Source organism: Dactylosporangium sp. NPDC050588 (assembly GCF_040654975.1).
GTDB lineage: Bacteria > Actinomycetota > Actinomycetes > Mycobacteriales > Micromonosporaceae > Dactylosporangium > Dactylosporangium maewongense.
Genome location: NZ_JBFAJA010000036.1, coordinates 51,037 through 65,012, shown reverse-complemented (window position 1 = coordinate 65,012; position 13,976 = coordinate 51,037). Strand labels below are relative to the sequence as shown.

Below are 13,976 nucleotides of genomic sequence, written 5' to 3'. Positions count from 1 at the left end.
GGCATGAGCGGCCAGCGGAGCGGCTCGGGCCGCTCATCATGTGACAGGTTCGGCTCAGGCCGACGCCGCAGCGCAGCGGAGGTGGCGGCATGAGCGAGACCGATCTCGCCGAGCGGATCCTGAAGTTGGTCGGCGACGGCATCGACGCCGAGGTGCTGGTGGGGCGGTCGGCGGTGGCGCTGACCAGGTTCGCCAATTCGTACATCCATCAGAACGTCGCCGACGAGACCACGGAGGTGCGGCTCAGGCTGCACGCCGACGGGCGGACCGCGACGGCGACCAGCACGGTCGTCGACGGCATCGAGGACTTCGTCCAGCGCACGGTGGCCGGGATGCGGCTCGCGCCGGCCGACCCGACCTGGCCGGGCCTGGCCCCGCCGGCACCCGTCGCCTTCGGTGGCAACGTCGACGAGGCGACCGCGGCGGCGTCGCCGGACGACCGGGCGGCGAGGGTGCGGGCGTTCGTCGACGAGGCGGCCGGGCTGGAGGCGGCGGGGTATTGCCGCACGTCGTCGACCCGGGTCGTCTACGCCAACTCCGCCGGCCAGCACGTCACGGGCGGCAGGACGGGCGCGGCGATGGACGGCATCGCGCGGACCTCGACGTCGGACGGCCTGGCCCGGCTCGCGTCGGTGCGCCTCGCCGACCTCGACGGCGCGGTCCTGGGGGCCAGGGCGGCGGCGAAGGCCAGGGCCGGCGTCGATCCCGTGGAGCTGCCGCCGGGGCGGTATGAGGTGGTGCTGGAGCCGACGGCCGTCGCCGACGTGCTGCAGTTCCTCGCGATGTATGGCTTCAACGCCAAGATGGTGCAGGACCGCCAGTCGTTCCTGGAGCTGGGCGCGGCCCAGTTCGACCCCGCGGTGACGCTGGTCGAGGACGCGACGGCGGCCGGCTCGACGGTGCTGCCGTTCGACGTGGAGGGCACCCCGCGGCAGCGGGTCGTCCTGGTCGACGCGGGCGTGTCGACCGCCCTCGTGCACGACCGGCGCACGGCCGCGAAGGCGGGCGCGGGCGCGACCTCGACGGGCCACGCGATCCCGGGCGGCGCCAGCTTCGGCGCGGTGCCTTCGAGCCTGCGGCTGCTCGCGCACGACGGACCCGCACCGGTCGAGGTCGACGGCCCGGCCGCCGACTCGGGCGTGGCGGGCCTGGTCGCCGGCGTGGAGCGCGGCCTCCTGGTGACCGACAACCACTACACCCGCGTCCTGGACCCGCGCACCCTGGTCGTCACCGGCCTGACGCGCAATGGCGTCTGGCTCATCGAGGACGGCGTGGTGACCACCCCGGTGCGCAACTTCCGCTTCACCCAGTCCTACCCGCAGGCCCTGGCCCCCGGCGCCGTGCTGGGCGTCGGCCCACGCGCCGTCGAGCTGCCGGGCGCCTGGTCGGAGTCGGGCGCGTCCGCCCCGGCGCTGCGCCTCGCTTCGTGGAACTACACCGGCGGCGCCTCTGGCTGACGCCCTCAGACCTCGCCCCCTCGCACCCCCGACTCCGCACCGCCGCCCGGACGCACCGCCGTCAGACGCACCGCCGCCAGACGCACCGCCGCCGGACAGCGACGTCCTGCCGCAGACCCTCGCCGTCATCCGGACCAGGGCAACAACGCTGCCGAATGACGCCACCGGACGCACCGCCGTCAGACGCAACGCCGCCCGGACGCAAACGCCGTTGGGCGTATGGCTGAGGACGGCATGCCCTCGAAGCGGCGGCGGGCCGGACGGGCGCTGCAGGCCCTCGACGCACCGCAGCGTCAGGCAGACCGGCGTCGATCGGTCCCGTGCGGAGTCGGGAGGTTCCTCGCGCCACCGAGCCCAGCGTGGGACTGCCGGCAACCACGTCCGCAGAGCGCATCCCCGGGAACGGCGCATCTCGAAGCGGCGGCGGGCCGGGCGGGCGCTGCACGCCCTCGACCAGCCGCGACACCTCGGCAGGCCGGCCTCGATCGGACCCATGCGGAGTCGGGAAGTTCCTCGCGCCACCGAGCCCAGCGTGGGACAGCCGGCAACCACGTCCGCAGAGCGCATCCCCGGGAACGGCGCCTCTCGAAGCGGCGGCGGGCCGGGCGGGCGCTGCACGCCCTCGACCAGCCGCGACGCCTCGGCAGGCCGGCCTCGATCGGACCCATGCGGAGTCGGGAAGTTCCTCGCGCCACCGAGCCCAGCGTGGGACTGCCGGCAACCACGTCCGGGGATGAACGCCCCGTGCGGCTCCGGCGTGGGCGCGGCCTGTCTGACGTGCCGGTGGCCAGCGGGCGGGCCGCAGCGTCAGGACGGGCCGCGCGCCGGCGAGTCCAGCGACGAACCGCTGGCAGTCACGTCCACAGTGAACGCCAGTGCAGGTCCGGCACGAACCGCCCGGTCCTCCCGGCAGCCTGCAGACGAGCCGCGGAGTGAGGCTGACGACCACGTCCGCAGGTGAACGCCTCGCGCGGCTCCGACGTGGACGCGGCCTGCCTGACGGGCCGAGTCCGGTCGGTGCCGTGAGTGGGGCGGTCCTTCGAGTGGCGCGTTACTGAAGGGCGGGCTGGTGGGTGGCGCGGCCGGGTGATCTTGGTGGGCGGGTGGGCTCGGTGTGGAAAATGCCACTGCTGGCGGCGGGGTGCGGGTGGGCGGTGCCGGCGGTCCCGGAGGGGTGGAAGACAGGGAGCGGTTCGGTGGGTGTCTGGATGAGGGCGGTCAGGAACGCGGCGGCGGTGGGCGGGGCGGCTGAGCATCGGCCGGTTCAGTGAGGGCGGCCACTTGATTGGGCCTTGAGCTGGGACGATGCGGTTGCGAAAGGGTGGGGGCGGGTGGGCGGGGCGTTGCTGCGGCGGGTTGGGGTGCGCAGGGGTGAAGGGCGGGTGAAGGTGGCGGGCGGGTGCTCGTAAGTGGCGGGGTGCGGGCTGGAAAATCGGTGGTTAGGCCCGTGGGTGAGGGCGATCACAAGGCCGGATGCGTTCCGGCGTAACGTGTGCACCGACCACAGATCGGTACATCGGCCCGTCCAGGGAGCAACCACCATGACGACCACGCCGGCCAGGCTTCGGTCAGCCTCGGGCGCGGGGCCCCGCGCAGCGATCAGCGAGAAAACGTTGCGGACGGACAGGTGGTGGCTGCAGCCGCTGCTGGTGTTCCTCGGTCTCGGGGCCTTCGTGGTCTACGGCCTGGTCCGCGCCATCATGAACAAGTACTACTGGGCGGATGCCGAGCACTACCTCGCGCCGTTCTATTCGCCCTGCCTGACGCAGAGCTGCGTGGAGGGGTCGAGCCACTTCCTCGGCCAGCCGATCCCGCAGCTGCCGTCGTGGATGTCGCCGGCGATGATCATTCTGGTGCTGCCCGGTGGGTTCCGGCTGACCTGCTACTACTACCGCAAGGCGTACTACCGCTCGTTCTGGCTGTCGCCGCCGGCGTGCGCGGTCCCGGACGGTCACAAGACCTACTCCGGTGAGACCCGCTTCCCGCTGATCTTCCAGAACATCCACCGGTACTTCTTCTACGCCGCGATCCTGGTCGGCTCGGTCCTGACGTACGACGCGGTCATCGCCTGGCACGGCAAGGACGGCGGCGTCGGCATGGGGCTCGGCACGCTGATCCTGGCGGTCAACGCGGTGCTGATCTGGGCGTACACGCTGGGCTGCCACTCGTGCCGGAACATCATCGGCGGGCGGCTCAAGCACTTCTCGAAGCACCCGGTGCGGTACCGCGCCTGGGGGCTCGTCTCGAAGCTGAACGCCAAGCACCAGCAGTACGCCTGGGCATCGCTGTTCTCGGTGATCATCGCCGACGCGTACGTGATGGCGGTCTCGGCCGGCTGGATCACCGACTTCCGGTTCTTCAACTGAGCATCAACTAGGGACACGACCCAATGACGAACATCGAGCGACACACGTACGACGTCGTGGTCATCGGCGCCGGCGGCGCCGGGCTGCGGGCGGCGATCGAGGCTCGGCTCGCCGGCAAGAAGACCGCCATCATCTCCAAGTCGCTGTTCGGCAAGGCGCACACCGTCATGGCCGAGGGCGGCGCGGCCGCGGCGATGGGCAACGTCAACTCGCGGGACAACTGGCAGGTCCACTTCCGCGACACGATGCGCGGCGGGAAGTTCCTCAACAACTTCCGGATGGCGGAGCTGCACGCCAAGGAGGCCCCGGACCGGATCTGGGAGCTGGAGACCTACGGCGCGCTGTTCGACCGCACGAAGGACGGCAAGATCAGCCAGCGGAACTTCGGCGGCCACGAGTACCCGCGGCTGGCGCACGTCGGTGACCGGACGGGCCTGGAGCTGATCCGCACGCTGCAGCAGAAGATCGTGTCGCTGCAGCAGGAGGACTTCGCCGAGCACGGCGACTACGAGGCCCGGATCCGGGTCTTCCAGGAGTGCACGATCACGGAGCTGTTCGTCGAGGACGGCGCGGTGTCCGGCGCGTTCGGCTACTACCGCGAGTCGGGCGAGTTCGTGCTGTTCGAGAGCTCGGCGATCGTGCTCGCGACGGGTGGCGTCGGCAAGTCGTACAAGGTGACCTCCAACTCCTGGGAGTACACCGGCGACGGGCACGCGCTGGCGCTGCGTACCGGCGCGACGCTGATCAACATGGAGTTCCTGCAGTTCCATCCGACCGGCATGGTCTGGCCGCCGTCGGTCAAGGGCATCCTGGTGACCGAGTCGGTGCGGGGCGACGGTGGCGTGCTGCGCAACACCGAGGGCAAGCGGTTCATGTTCGAGTACGTGCCGGACGTGTTCCGCAAGCAGTACGCGGACACCGAGGAGGAGGCCGACCGCTGGTACTCCGACCCGGACAACAACCGGCGCCCCCCGGAGCTGCTGCCCCGTGACGAGGTCGCCCGGGCGATCAACAGCGAGGTCAAGGCGGGCCGCGGCACGAAGGCGGGCGGCGTGCTGCTCGACATCGCCAGCCGGCTGCCGGCCGAGCAGGTCCGCAAGCGGCTGCCGTCGATGTACCACCAGTTCAAGGAGCTGGCGGACGTCGACATCACGAAGCAGCCGATGGAGGTCGGCCCGACCTGCCACTACGTGATGGGTGGCGTCGAGGTCGACGCGGACACGACCGCCGCCGCGGTGGCCGGGCTGTTCGCGGCCGGCGAGGTGTCCGGCGGCATGCACGGCTCCAACCGGCTCGGCGGCAACTCGCTGTCGGACCTGCTGGTGTTCGGCAAGCGGGCCGGTGAGCACGCGGCCGCGCACGCCGAGCGGATCGGCCGGCGCAAGCCGTCCGCCGCCGCGGTCGACGCGGCCGTCGAGACGGCCCTGGCGCCGCTCGCGCGGGCGGACGCCGGGGAGAACCCGTACACCCTGCACCACGACCTGCAGGAGATCATGGGCGTCCTCGTCGGCATCATCCGGCGCGACGGCGAGCTGCGGGAGTCGATCACCCGGCTGGCGGAGCTCAAGGAGCGCGTCAAGAAGGTCGGGGTGAGCGGCGGCCGCCGGTACAACCCGGGCTGGCACCTGGCGCTGGACCTCCGCAACATGCTCATCGTGTCGGAGTGCACCGCGAAGGCGGCGCTGGAGCGCACCGAGTCGCGCGGCGGGCACACCCGCGAGGACTTCCCGAAGATGGACCCGAAGTGGCGCCAGGTGAACCTGGTCTGCTCGCTCGACGGCGAGGACGTCCGGCTGGAGCACAAGCCGCTGCCGGTCATGCGCCCTGAGCTGCAGGGCCTGTTCGACCGGAGCGAGCTCGCCAAGTACATGACCGACGAGGAGCTGTGATGGGCACCAAACGCCACTTCCGCGTCTGGCGCGGCGACGACACCGGCGGCTCGCTGGAGGACTTCCAGGTCGAGGTCAACGAGGGTGAGGTCGTGCTCGACGTCATCCACCGGCTGCAGGCCACCCAGACGCCCGACCTGGCCGTGCGGTGGAACTGCAAGGCCGGCAAGTGCGGCTCCTGCTCGATGGAGATCAACGGCAAGCCGCGGCTGGGCTGCATGACGCGGATGTCGACGTTCGACGAGACCGAGACGGTCACGGTGACGCCGCTGCGGACGTTCCCGGTGATCCGCGACCTCGTCACCAACGTCAACTTCAACTACCAGAAGGCCCGCGAGCTGCCCGCGTTCGCCCCGCCGGCCGGCGTCGAGCCCGGCGAGTACCGGATGCAGCAGGTCGACGTGGAGCGCTCGCAGGAGTTCCGCAAGTGCATCGAGTGCTTCCTGTGCCAGAACGTGTGTCACGTCATCCGTGACCACGAGGAGAACAAGCCCGCGTTCTCCGGGCCGCGCTTCTTCATCCGGGCCGCCGAGCTGGACATGCACCCGCTCGACGCCCGCGACGACCGCAAGGAGATGGCGCAGGCCGAGCAGGGCCTGGGCTACTGCAACATCACCAAGTGCTGCACCGAAGTCTGCCCCGAGCACATCAAAATCACTGACAATGCGATCATCCCGATGAAGGAACGTGTTGTCGATCGGAGGTACGACCCGGTGACCTGGCTCGGACGCAAGATCTTCCGTCGTGACCAGCTGGACGAGCCCGTGCCGGCGCGCGCCACGACGACCACCGCGAAGGGGGACCTGCCGGTGTCCGACACCAGCAGCAACTGGCACCAGGAGGGTCCCGTGGCCCAGGAGGCGCCGGTCGGCGCCGACGGCAAGCTCGTGGTCGCGGAGCTCACCCTGGACCGGGCGGCGGCCGGCTCGCCGTTCGGCGACGACCAGGTGTTCCCGCTGCCGCCGGAGCAGCTGCGCTACCAGCACCCGTCGCCGCCCTCCGGCGACGGCCACTAGATCCGCTTTGTCAAAGGCGCCCCTCGCTCAGAGGGGCGCCTTTTGCATGGCCTTCGCATAGCGGTCCGTGACCCGCGACTGGACCAGCTTCGCCACGGGGTTGCCGAGGCGGACCCACCACTTCGCCGGGCGGCTGAACGCCTTGATCTCGAACCACACCTCGCCACCGGGCCCGACGCTCAGCAGGAACGACTCCTCGCCGGTCTCGACGTGCCCGGGCAGCGTGCCGAAGCCGAACCCGAACCGCTCCGGCTCGTCGACGATCCACACGATCAGGCACGGCACCCAGAGCCGCAGCGCCCCGATCCCGATCCCGGTGGAGAACCGGCCGCCGAGCGTGACCCGGTCCTCGTCGCTGCGCAGCCGGAGACCGGCGCCGCGCTGGGGCTGCCAGCGGGCCAGGGCGGCCGCTGCGGCGGCGAAGGCCTCATGGCCTTGTCCCACCCTCACCCGGCGGTTCACGTGGTGGTAGCCGGGCGGCAGGGGGCCTTCGCGGGTAGCGCCGATCTCGGGGTAGGTGACGTTCACGCCGTCGAAGGTAGCAACGGGGCCAGCGCCACCACGATCGGCGCGTCGGCGGGCAGCCACGGGACCGTGTCGAGCTCGTCGCCGGCGAGCCAGCGCAGGTCGCTGTGTTCCAGTGGCACGGGTGTCGCCCCGTTCACCAGCCGGGCGAGGTAGACCTTGAGGATCGCGGCGCCGCCGAGCATCGTGATGTCGGCGCCGACCCGCGCGCCGACCTCGACGTCGACCCCGAGCTCCTCCTGGCATTCCCGGACGAGCGCCTGCTCCTCGGTCTCCCCCGGATCCACCTTCCCCCCGGGGAACTCCCACTTTCCGGCCATTTCGGGCGGCAGGGCGCGCTCACAGGCCAGGACGCGACCATCGGAGATGATCGCGGCGCCGACGATGATCCTTGGCATCAACCGTTCGGTCTGCACGGGTGACCAGGGTGCCAGATCGAAATGAAGTTCCGGTTGCGGGCTCTGCCCTGTTGTTCACCAGACGAGGGAAATGTGGCCGTGGACAGATCCACCAGTCGCCCAGCAGACTTGCAGACACCGTTGATGACGGGCAGGCTTCGAAACGGCCACAAGCCGGCAACGATGCCGCGGGAGGGTAGGTCGTTATGCGGGCAAGGCGAAGCGAACAGCACCGTGACTATCTCAGCGACGCGCTGGGTTTATTGCAAGGCTGGACGCACGACGGCGAAGAGATTCGCCGGACACTGCACTTGGACGATTCCCAGCATGCGGCACTGACCGAGCGCATGAAGATCGTCGCCGACGCGCTCCAGGTGCGCCCCGACGTGCGCCGCCTCGACGGCCGCACCCAGATCCGCCTGCGCGTCCCGGGCATGACGGACCTCTCCCCCGGCGAGGTCACCTTGGCCGCCCGCATCGAGGACCTCTACCGCACCATCATCGCCGGCGCTGCCTGAATTGCCGGGCCGCCGTCACTGAACGCTACGATGACAGCATGACTGCGGTGCCCGACTGGATGCGTCCACCCCGCATCGAGGGGTGGTTCGCCGACGACCTCGATCACCTTCCCGAAGCGCCGCGACACACCGAGCTGATCGATGGAGCGCTCGTCTTCATGATGTCGCCGCAGCGGGCGTGGCACGCCCGGCTCATCCATGCGTTGGTGAGCGCCCTCATCGACCAGGCGCCAGCAGGCGTCGAAGTCGAGCCGCAGATGACGATCCAACTCGACAAGCGAAACCGGCCCGAGCCAGATGTGGTCGTAGCGACCGCGGCCTACGATCCGGATCGCACCTATTACACGCCGGACCAGATCTTGCTGGTCGTCGAGGTTGTCTCGCCGGAGTCCGAGCACCGTGACCGGACGGTCAAGCTGCGCAAGTATGCGGAAGCCGGTATTGCCCACTATTGGCGCATCGAGGAAGAGGCATCCTCGCCGGTCGTGTACGCATACGAACTCGACGCATCCACCCGTGCCTACGTGGCGACCGGCATCCACCGGGGCACGCTCCGGGTCGGGGTGCCGTTCGACGTGGCAATCGAGCTGGACAAGCTGCTTCCCGCTAGGCGTATTCGCCCTTGATGACGAAGAACGTGCCGCGGATGGTGCCGGCGAGCTTGGAGCGCTGACGGGCGAACTTGAAGCGGTCGGCGAGCTCGGCGGGGACCTCCATCCCGTCGGAGAGCTTGAAGCCGACGGCCCGCTTGCCGCCTTCCGCGAGGGTGTAGAGCACGTTGACCGACAGGCCCGACTCGTAGAAGACGTAGGTCCAGCGGACGCCGTCGACCTCGAAGGACGTCGCCTCCAGCGGGCGGGAGCCGATGGTGAGGTCGCGCTCCTCCAGCAGGATGCGGTGCACGTAGGCCACCGCCTCCTGTGCCGCCGACGCCGGCTCGACGGCGAAGACCGTGAACACGTGGTCGTACTTGTTCCGGAAGTAGCGGGCCTCGTTGGCGCGCAGGCCGGCGAGGGCCTCGGCGACCGGTGAGGACTCCAGGCCGGTGGTGGAGACGGTCTCGAAGTCGACGACGTACGACACCTGCGGCTCCTAGACGTTGAAGCGGAACTCGACGACGTCGCCGTCCTGCATGACGTAGTCCTTGCCTTCGATGCGGACCTTGCCGGCGGCCTTGGCGGCGTTCTGGGAGCCGGCGGTCATCAGGTCGTCGAAGCTGACCACCTCGGCCTTGATGAAGCCGCGCTGGAAGTCGGAGTGGATGACGCCGGCGGCCTCGGGGGCGGTGGCGCCGATCGGGACCGTCCAGGCGCGGGTCTCCTTGGGGCCGGCGGTGAGGTAGGTCTGCAGGCCGAGGGTGCGGAAGCCGACCCGGATGAGCTGGTGCAGGCCGGGCTCGGGCTGGCCGATCGACGCCAGGAGCTCCAGGGCCTCCTCCTCGTCCAGGTCGGTGAGCTCCGACTCGATCTTCGCGTCGAGGAAGATCGCCTCGGCGGGGGCGACCAGGGCGCGCAGCTCGTCCAGGAAGGCGGGGTCGGCGAGGCCGGTCTCGTCGACGTTGAAGACGTACAGGAAGGGCTTGGCGGTGAGCAGGTGCAGCTCCTGCAGCTCCGCGACGTCGATGCCGGCCTTCGCGGCGCCCGCGTAGAGGGTGGTGCCGCCGTTGAGCAGCTCGGCGGCGGCCTTCGCGGCGGCGGCGGCGCCGGCGCGCTGCTTCTGGACCTTCGCCTCCTTCTCCAGGCGCGGCAGAGCCTTCTCGATCGTCTGGAGGTCGGCGAGGATCAGCTCGGTGTTGATCGTCTCGATGTCGTCGGACGGGGAGACCTTGCCGTCGACGTGGACCACGTTGGGGTCGGCGAAGGCGCGCACCACCTGGCAGATCGCGGAGGCGTCGCGGATGTTGGCGAGGAACGCGTTGCCGCGGCCCTGGCCCTTCGAGGCGCCGCGCACGAGGCCGGCGATGTCGACGAACGAGACCGGCGCCGGGATGATCTTCTGCGAGTCGTGCAGCTCGGCGAGCTTGCCGAGCCGGGCGTCGGGGAGGCCGACGACGCCGACGTTGGGCTCGATGGTCGCGAACGGATAGTTCGCGGCGAGCGCGTCGCCCTTCGTGAGCGCGTTGAACAGGGTGCTCTTGCCGACGTTGGGCAGGCCGACGATCCCGATGCTGAGTGCCACGCGTAAAAGCTACAGGTCAACCTCGACCCAGACCGCACCGTGGTCGGACGCGGCGTGCCGGGCGCTGGTGATCTCGGGGTACGCGTCCCACAGCCGCGGCCGTTTGACGTTGGACGGCGTGCCCCACAGCCCGCGCCGGAAGACCCCGCCGCCGGTGACCCGCGCCGCGAGCTCGGGCGACAGCAGGATGTAGTCCAGGCGGTTGCCGATCGTGCACGACTGGAAGCTGCCGGGCCGCTCGTGGTCGCGGTCCAGCGGGTCGTACAGCTGCGAGAAGGCCGGCAGCGAGTAGGCGTCGACGAGCGGGGACTCCGGGCCGAGCAGCGGGCGCAGCGAGGGGTGGTCGGGGCGCTTGTTGAAGTCGCCGACGACCGCGACGAACGACGCGCCCCCGGCCCGGAGGCGGTCGTAGATGGCCCGGACCCCGGTCGCCTGGCGCGTGCGGAGCGGGTCCGGGTCGCCGCTGGTGAAGGACTGGCTCTTCAGGTGGTTGAGCAGCAGGTACAACACCTCGCCGCTCGGCAGCAGCAACCGGTACACCGGACAATCACGGCTGAACAAGCGCCGGTCGGAACCCGGATCGGGCACGTCGACGTGACTGCGGACCCAGTCGATCTCGATGCCGTCGACGCAGAACAGGCCGACGTCGATGCCCCGCGGGTCGTTGCCGTCGACGAGCATGGCGTGGCCGTACCGGCCGCCGAGCAGCTCGTCGTTGAACTTCACCAGCGAGGGGCGGCTCTCGGCCTCCACGACGCAGAGCACGTCGGCGGCCACGTCGGCGACGACCCGGGCGGTCATCCGGGTGGCGACCTCGTCGACCGGGTCGACGATGAGGTCGACCCAGCCGTTCCAGGACGACCGGCCGGCGGCGACGACGTGCGGCTCGGCGTCGGCGGGCGCGGCGAGGAAGTCCCCGCGGTTCTCCCGCAGCACCGCGAACGCGTCGCCGAACAGGTCGGGGTTGGCCCGCCGGCCGGCCCGGGTGCGCACGAAGACCCGCAGCGTCTCCAGGGCGTCGAGCATCGCGGCCTTGTCCTCGTCGGAGTAGACGGGGTGGGCGGCGATCCGGTTGAACGTCTCGTACGCCGACAGCGCCGGCTGGCCCTTCGCCGGGTCGGCCGGGTCGAGCGCCCGGGCCCGGGCGAAGAGGTTCTCCACGTTGTACGTCGCCAAGCGCATGACCACGGACCGTAGCAACGCGCTCGCGGACCCACAGTCGGCAACCCGTCGTATCCCCGGCGACCGGGAGTTACCGCAGCGTGATCCCCGCGCCCGCGGTGAGGGCGGCGAAGGCGCGCGCCGCCCGGCCGAACCCCGCGGGGCCGGTCTTCGCCGCGTCGGGCCCGTCGGCGAGGTGCGGCTCGAGCGACGCGAAGCCGGTCCAGCCGTCGTCGCGCAGCGCCGTCACCGTCTGGAGCAGCTCGCCGTCGCCCTCGCCGGCGGGCACCACCGCGCCGTCGGCGGACCGGGCGTCCTTGACCTGGAGGTACTCCAGATGCGGCCGCAACATCGCGTAGCCGTCGCTGAACGGGCGGACGCCGACCTGCACGAAGTTGGCGTTGTCCCAGGCCACCCGCAGTGCGGGCGAGCCGACCGACTCGATCAGGTCCAGCACGCGGGCCGGCACGTCGCCGTAGACGTCCTTCTCGTTCTCGTGCAGGAGCACGACCTGCTCGCGCTCGGCGAGGTCGGCGAAGGCCCGCAGGCGGCGCAGCACGGTGTCGCGGGTCGCCTCCACGGCGACCCCCGGCGGCCGGTAGAAGGAGAAGAGCCGCACGTACCGGCTCCGCAGGCGCCGGGTGAGCGTGATGACGGCCCGCAGCCGCGCCAGCTCGGCGTCCGGGTCGCCGAAGACGTCGGTCTTGCCGATGGGCGACGCGACCGCCGACACCGCCACCCCGGCGGCCGCCAGCGCGGCGGCGAGGCGCGTGGTCAGGTCGTCGTCGAAGTCGGCCACGTTGACGCCCCAGGCGCTGCGGACCTCGATGTGCGACGCGCCGAGCGCCCGCAGCACCGCCAGCTGCACGCGTGGATCGTCGTCGATCTCGTCACCGAACCCGGACAGCACCCACTCGACCATGCCGAACAGTATTCACTCACTAGGATTGTTCGACGTGGAGAAGGACGCCATCGCCAGGGCGGCCGTGCCGGGGACCGTGCGGGGCATGGTCGGGCAGCTGGCCACCCTCGGGCTGCCGGCGGGCGCGACCGTCATCGTCCACACGTCGCTGTCGCGGCTCGGCTGGGTCGCGGGCGGCGCGCAGGCGGTCGTGACGGCGCTGCTGGCGGCGATCGGGCCGGACGGCACGCTGGTCATGCCGACGCACTCGCGGCAGCTGACCGAGCCGGCCGACTGGGGCAACCCACCGGTGCCGCAGTCCTGGTGGGCGGTGATCCGGGCGGAGACGCCGGCCTTCGACCCGCGCGTCACCCCGACCAACTTCATGGGGGCCGTGCCCGAGTGTTTCCGGCATTTTCCAGGTGTACGACGCAGCGACCATCCGACGGTGTCGTTCGCCGCGCTCGGCCCGGACGCCGCACGGATCACCGAGGGGCACACGCTCGACGACGGCCTCGGCGAGGGCTCGCCGCTCGCGCGGCTCTACGAGGCGGACGCGTGGGTGCTGCTGCTGGGCGTCGGGCACGACAACAACACGTCGCTGCATCTTGCGGAGTACCGCGCGGCGTCCGCCTCGTCGCGGTGGCTCCGGCAGGGGTCGCCGATCCTGGTGGACGGCGTGCGGCGCTGGGTCGAGTACCGGGAGCTGGCCGACGACACGTCGCTGTTCGAGCCGCTCGGCAAGGACTTCGCCGCGATCACGGGCGGGGAGCGGGTGGGGCCGGTCGGGTCGGGGACGGCGCGGCTGATGCGGCAGCGGGCGCTGGTCGACTTCGGCGCGATGTGGCTGTCACGCAGGGGGTCCGGCTGAGGTCACCGCGGGCCGGACCCCCTGCGTGCCACGCGTCAGGCCTGGGCCAGGGGGTTGGTGCTGGGGTCGTCGTAGCGGACGGTCTCGAACGTGCCGTCGCCGTCGGTGTCGGTGACCGTCACGTCGCTGTCGCCGTCGCCGTCGGCGTCCTGCGAGACGGAGTCGGCGACGCCGTCGAAGTTCTCGTCCCTGACGTCGGTGTCGATGACGCCGTCGCCGTCGGTGTCCGCGACCACGCGGTCGACGAGGCCGTCGCCGTTGGCGTCCAGCGCCGCGACGTCGATGCGGCCGTCGCCGTCGGTGTCGGTGAGCACCGCGTCGAACGAGCCGTCGCCGTCGAGGTCGACCATCCTGGTCTCGAGCGTGCCGTCGCCGTCGGTGTCGAGCGCGATCTGCTCGAGCTGGCCGTCGTTGTCCTTGTCGTAGCCGGCGGCCTCGGCGTCGCCGTCGTGGTCCACGTCGACGGCGTAGATCGTGGCGCCGTCCTGGCCCTCGAGCGTGATGATCTCCGGCTCGCCGTAGGCGGCGCCCGCGTCGCCGGCCTCGCCGAGCTCGCCGGTGGCCGGGTCGGTCTCGTAGTCGCTCATGGTGCTATCTCCATCTCGGCTGGGGGCCGTCGGTTTTTCTCGGTGGTGGGATCAACTTAGACAACCCGCGGGACGGGTGAATCCCGCAAACGTGCCAGTGGCCGGTCCG

The 13,976-nt window shown here is 71.0% G+C and carries 14 protein-coding genes; 7 read left to right on the top strand and 7 right to left on the bottom strand.

The window, feature by feature from the left end:
* Nucleotides 1–89 precede the first annotated feature (89 nt).
* The 4 genes from AB0I21_RS25155 to AB0I21_RS25140 all read left to right on the top strand — a co-directional run bounded on the left by AB0I21_RS25155 (nt 90) and on the right by AB0I21_RS25140 (nt 6,728).
* Nucleotides 90–1,457 carry a metallopeptidase TldD-related protein gene (locus AB0I21_RS25155; protein WP_360564641.1) on the top strand — a complete coding sequence of 456 codons (1,368 nt, stop codon included), beginning with the start codon at nt 90–92 and terminating at the stop codon, nt 1,455–1,457.
* A 1,541-nt stretch (nt 1,458–2,998) separates the two neighbouring features.
* On the top strand, nt 2,999–3,823 hold the full coding sequence (locus AB0I21_RS25150) for a hypothetical protein (protein WP_360564640.1): 825 nt from the start codon (nt 2,999–3,001) through the stop codon (nt 3,821–3,823).
* A 23-nt stretch (nt 3,824–3,846) separates the two neighbouring features.
* Entirely contained in the window at nt 3,847–5,712 is a 1,866-nt protein-coding gene (locus AB0I21_RS25145; RefSeq protein ID WP_360564638.1) for a fumarate reductase/succinate dehydrogenase flavoprotein subunit, read from the top strand.
* Nucleotides 5,712–6,728 carry a succinate dehydrogenase/fumarate reductase iron-sulfur subunit gene (locus AB0I21_RS25140; RefSeq protein ID WP_360564637.1) on the top strand — a complete coding sequence of 339 codons (1,017 nt, stop codon included), beginning with the start codon at nt 5,712–5,714 and terminating at the stop codon, nt 6,726–6,728. The genes AB0I21_RS25145 and AB0I21_RS25140 overlap by 1 nt, the downstream gene beginning before the upstream one ends.
* A 27-nt stretch (nt 6,729–6,755) precedes the next feature.
* On the opposite strand, the gene AB0I21_RS25135 is transcribed toward AB0I21_RS25140, so the two are convergent.
* Both AB0I21_RS25135 and AB0I21_RS25130 read right to left on the bottom strand, forming a co-directional pair.
* Nucleotides 6,756–7,256 carry a DUF1990 domain-containing protein gene (locus AB0I21_RS25135; protein WP_360564635.1) on the bottom strand — a complete coding sequence of 167 codons (501 nt, stop codon included), beginning with the start codon at nt 7,254–7,256 and terminating at the stop codon, nt 6,756–6,758.
* Complete coding sequence (locus tag AB0I21_RS25130; RefSeq protein WP_360564633.1) at nt 7,253–7,651, bottom strand: (deoxy)nucleoside triphosphate pyrophosphohydrolase; 399 nt, start codon at nt 7,649–7,651, stop codon at nt 7,253–7,255. Before AB0I21_RS25130 ends, AB0I21_RS25135 begins: the two co-directional genes overlap by 4 nt.
* Nucleotides 7,652–7,857: 206 nt before the next feature.
* Between AB0I21_RS25130 and AB0I21_RS25125 the strand changes: the two genes are divergently transcribed.
* Entirely contained in the window at nt 7,858–8,169 is a 312-nt protein-coding gene (locus AB0I21_RS25125) for a 4a-hydroxytetrahydrobiopterin dehydratase (protein ID WP_344503756.1), read from the top strand.
* 38 nt (nt 8,170–8,207) lie between these two features.
* Entirely contained in the window at nt 8,208–8,795 is a 588-nt protein-coding gene (locus AB0I21_RS25120; RefSeq protein ID WP_360564631.1) for a Uma2 family endonuclease, read from the top strand.
* Here the strand turns inward: AB0I21_RS25120 and AB0I21_RS25115 are convergent.
* From AB0I21_RS25115 to AB0I21_RS25100, 4 genes are all read right to left on the bottom strand, one after another.
* Nucleotides 8,776–9,252 (bottom strand): phage tail protein, encoded by a 477-nt coding sequence (locus AB0I21_RS25115; RefSeq protein ID WP_360564630.1) that lies wholly within the window; start codon nt 9,250–9,252, stop codon nt 8,776–8,778. The genes AB0I21_RS25120 and AB0I21_RS25115 overlap by 20 nt on opposite strands.
* Before the next feature lie 9 nt (nt 9,253–9,261).
* Nucleotides 9,262–10,347: a redox-regulated ATPase YchF gene (gene ychF, locus AB0I21_RS25110; protein ID WP_360564628.1), complete on the bottom strand. Its 1,086-nt coding sequence runs from the start codon at nt 10,345–10,347 to the stop codon at nt 9,262–9,264.
* A 9-nt stretch (nt 10,348–10,356) separates the two neighbouring features.
* A complete protein-coding gene (locus AB0I21_RS25105; protein ID WP_360564627.1) occupies nt 10,357–11,529 on the bottom strand; it encodes an endonuclease/exonuclease/phosphatase family protein in 1,173 nt (390 codons plus the stop codon).
* A gap of 70 nt (nt 11,530–11,599) precedes the next feature.
* On the bottom strand, nt 11,600–12,430 hold the full coding sequence (locus tag AB0I21_RS25100; RefSeq protein ID WP_360564625.1) for a TIM barrel protein: 831 nt from the start codon (nt 12,428–12,430) through the stop codon (nt 11,600–11,602).
* Nucleotides 12,431–12,464: 34 nt separating this feature from the next.
* Between AB0I21_RS25100 and AB0I21_RS25095 the strand changes: the two genes are divergently transcribed.
* Nucleotides 12,465–13,280, top strand: a complete 816-nt coding sequence (locus AB0I21_RS25095; protein WP_360564623.1) for an AAC(3) family N-acetyltransferase — start codon at nt 12,465–12,467, stop codon at nt 13,278–13,280.
* A 35-nt stretch (nt 13,281–13,315) separates the two neighbouring features.
* On the opposite strand, the gene AB0I21_RS25090 is transcribed toward AB0I21_RS25095, so the two are convergent.
* Nucleotides 13,316–13,867, bottom strand: a complete 552-nt coding sequence (locus AB0I21_RS25090) for a hypothetical protein (protein ID WP_360564621.1) — start codon at nt 13,865–13,867, stop codon at nt 13,316–13,318.
* Nucleotides 13,868–13,976: the final 109 nt, after the last annotated feature.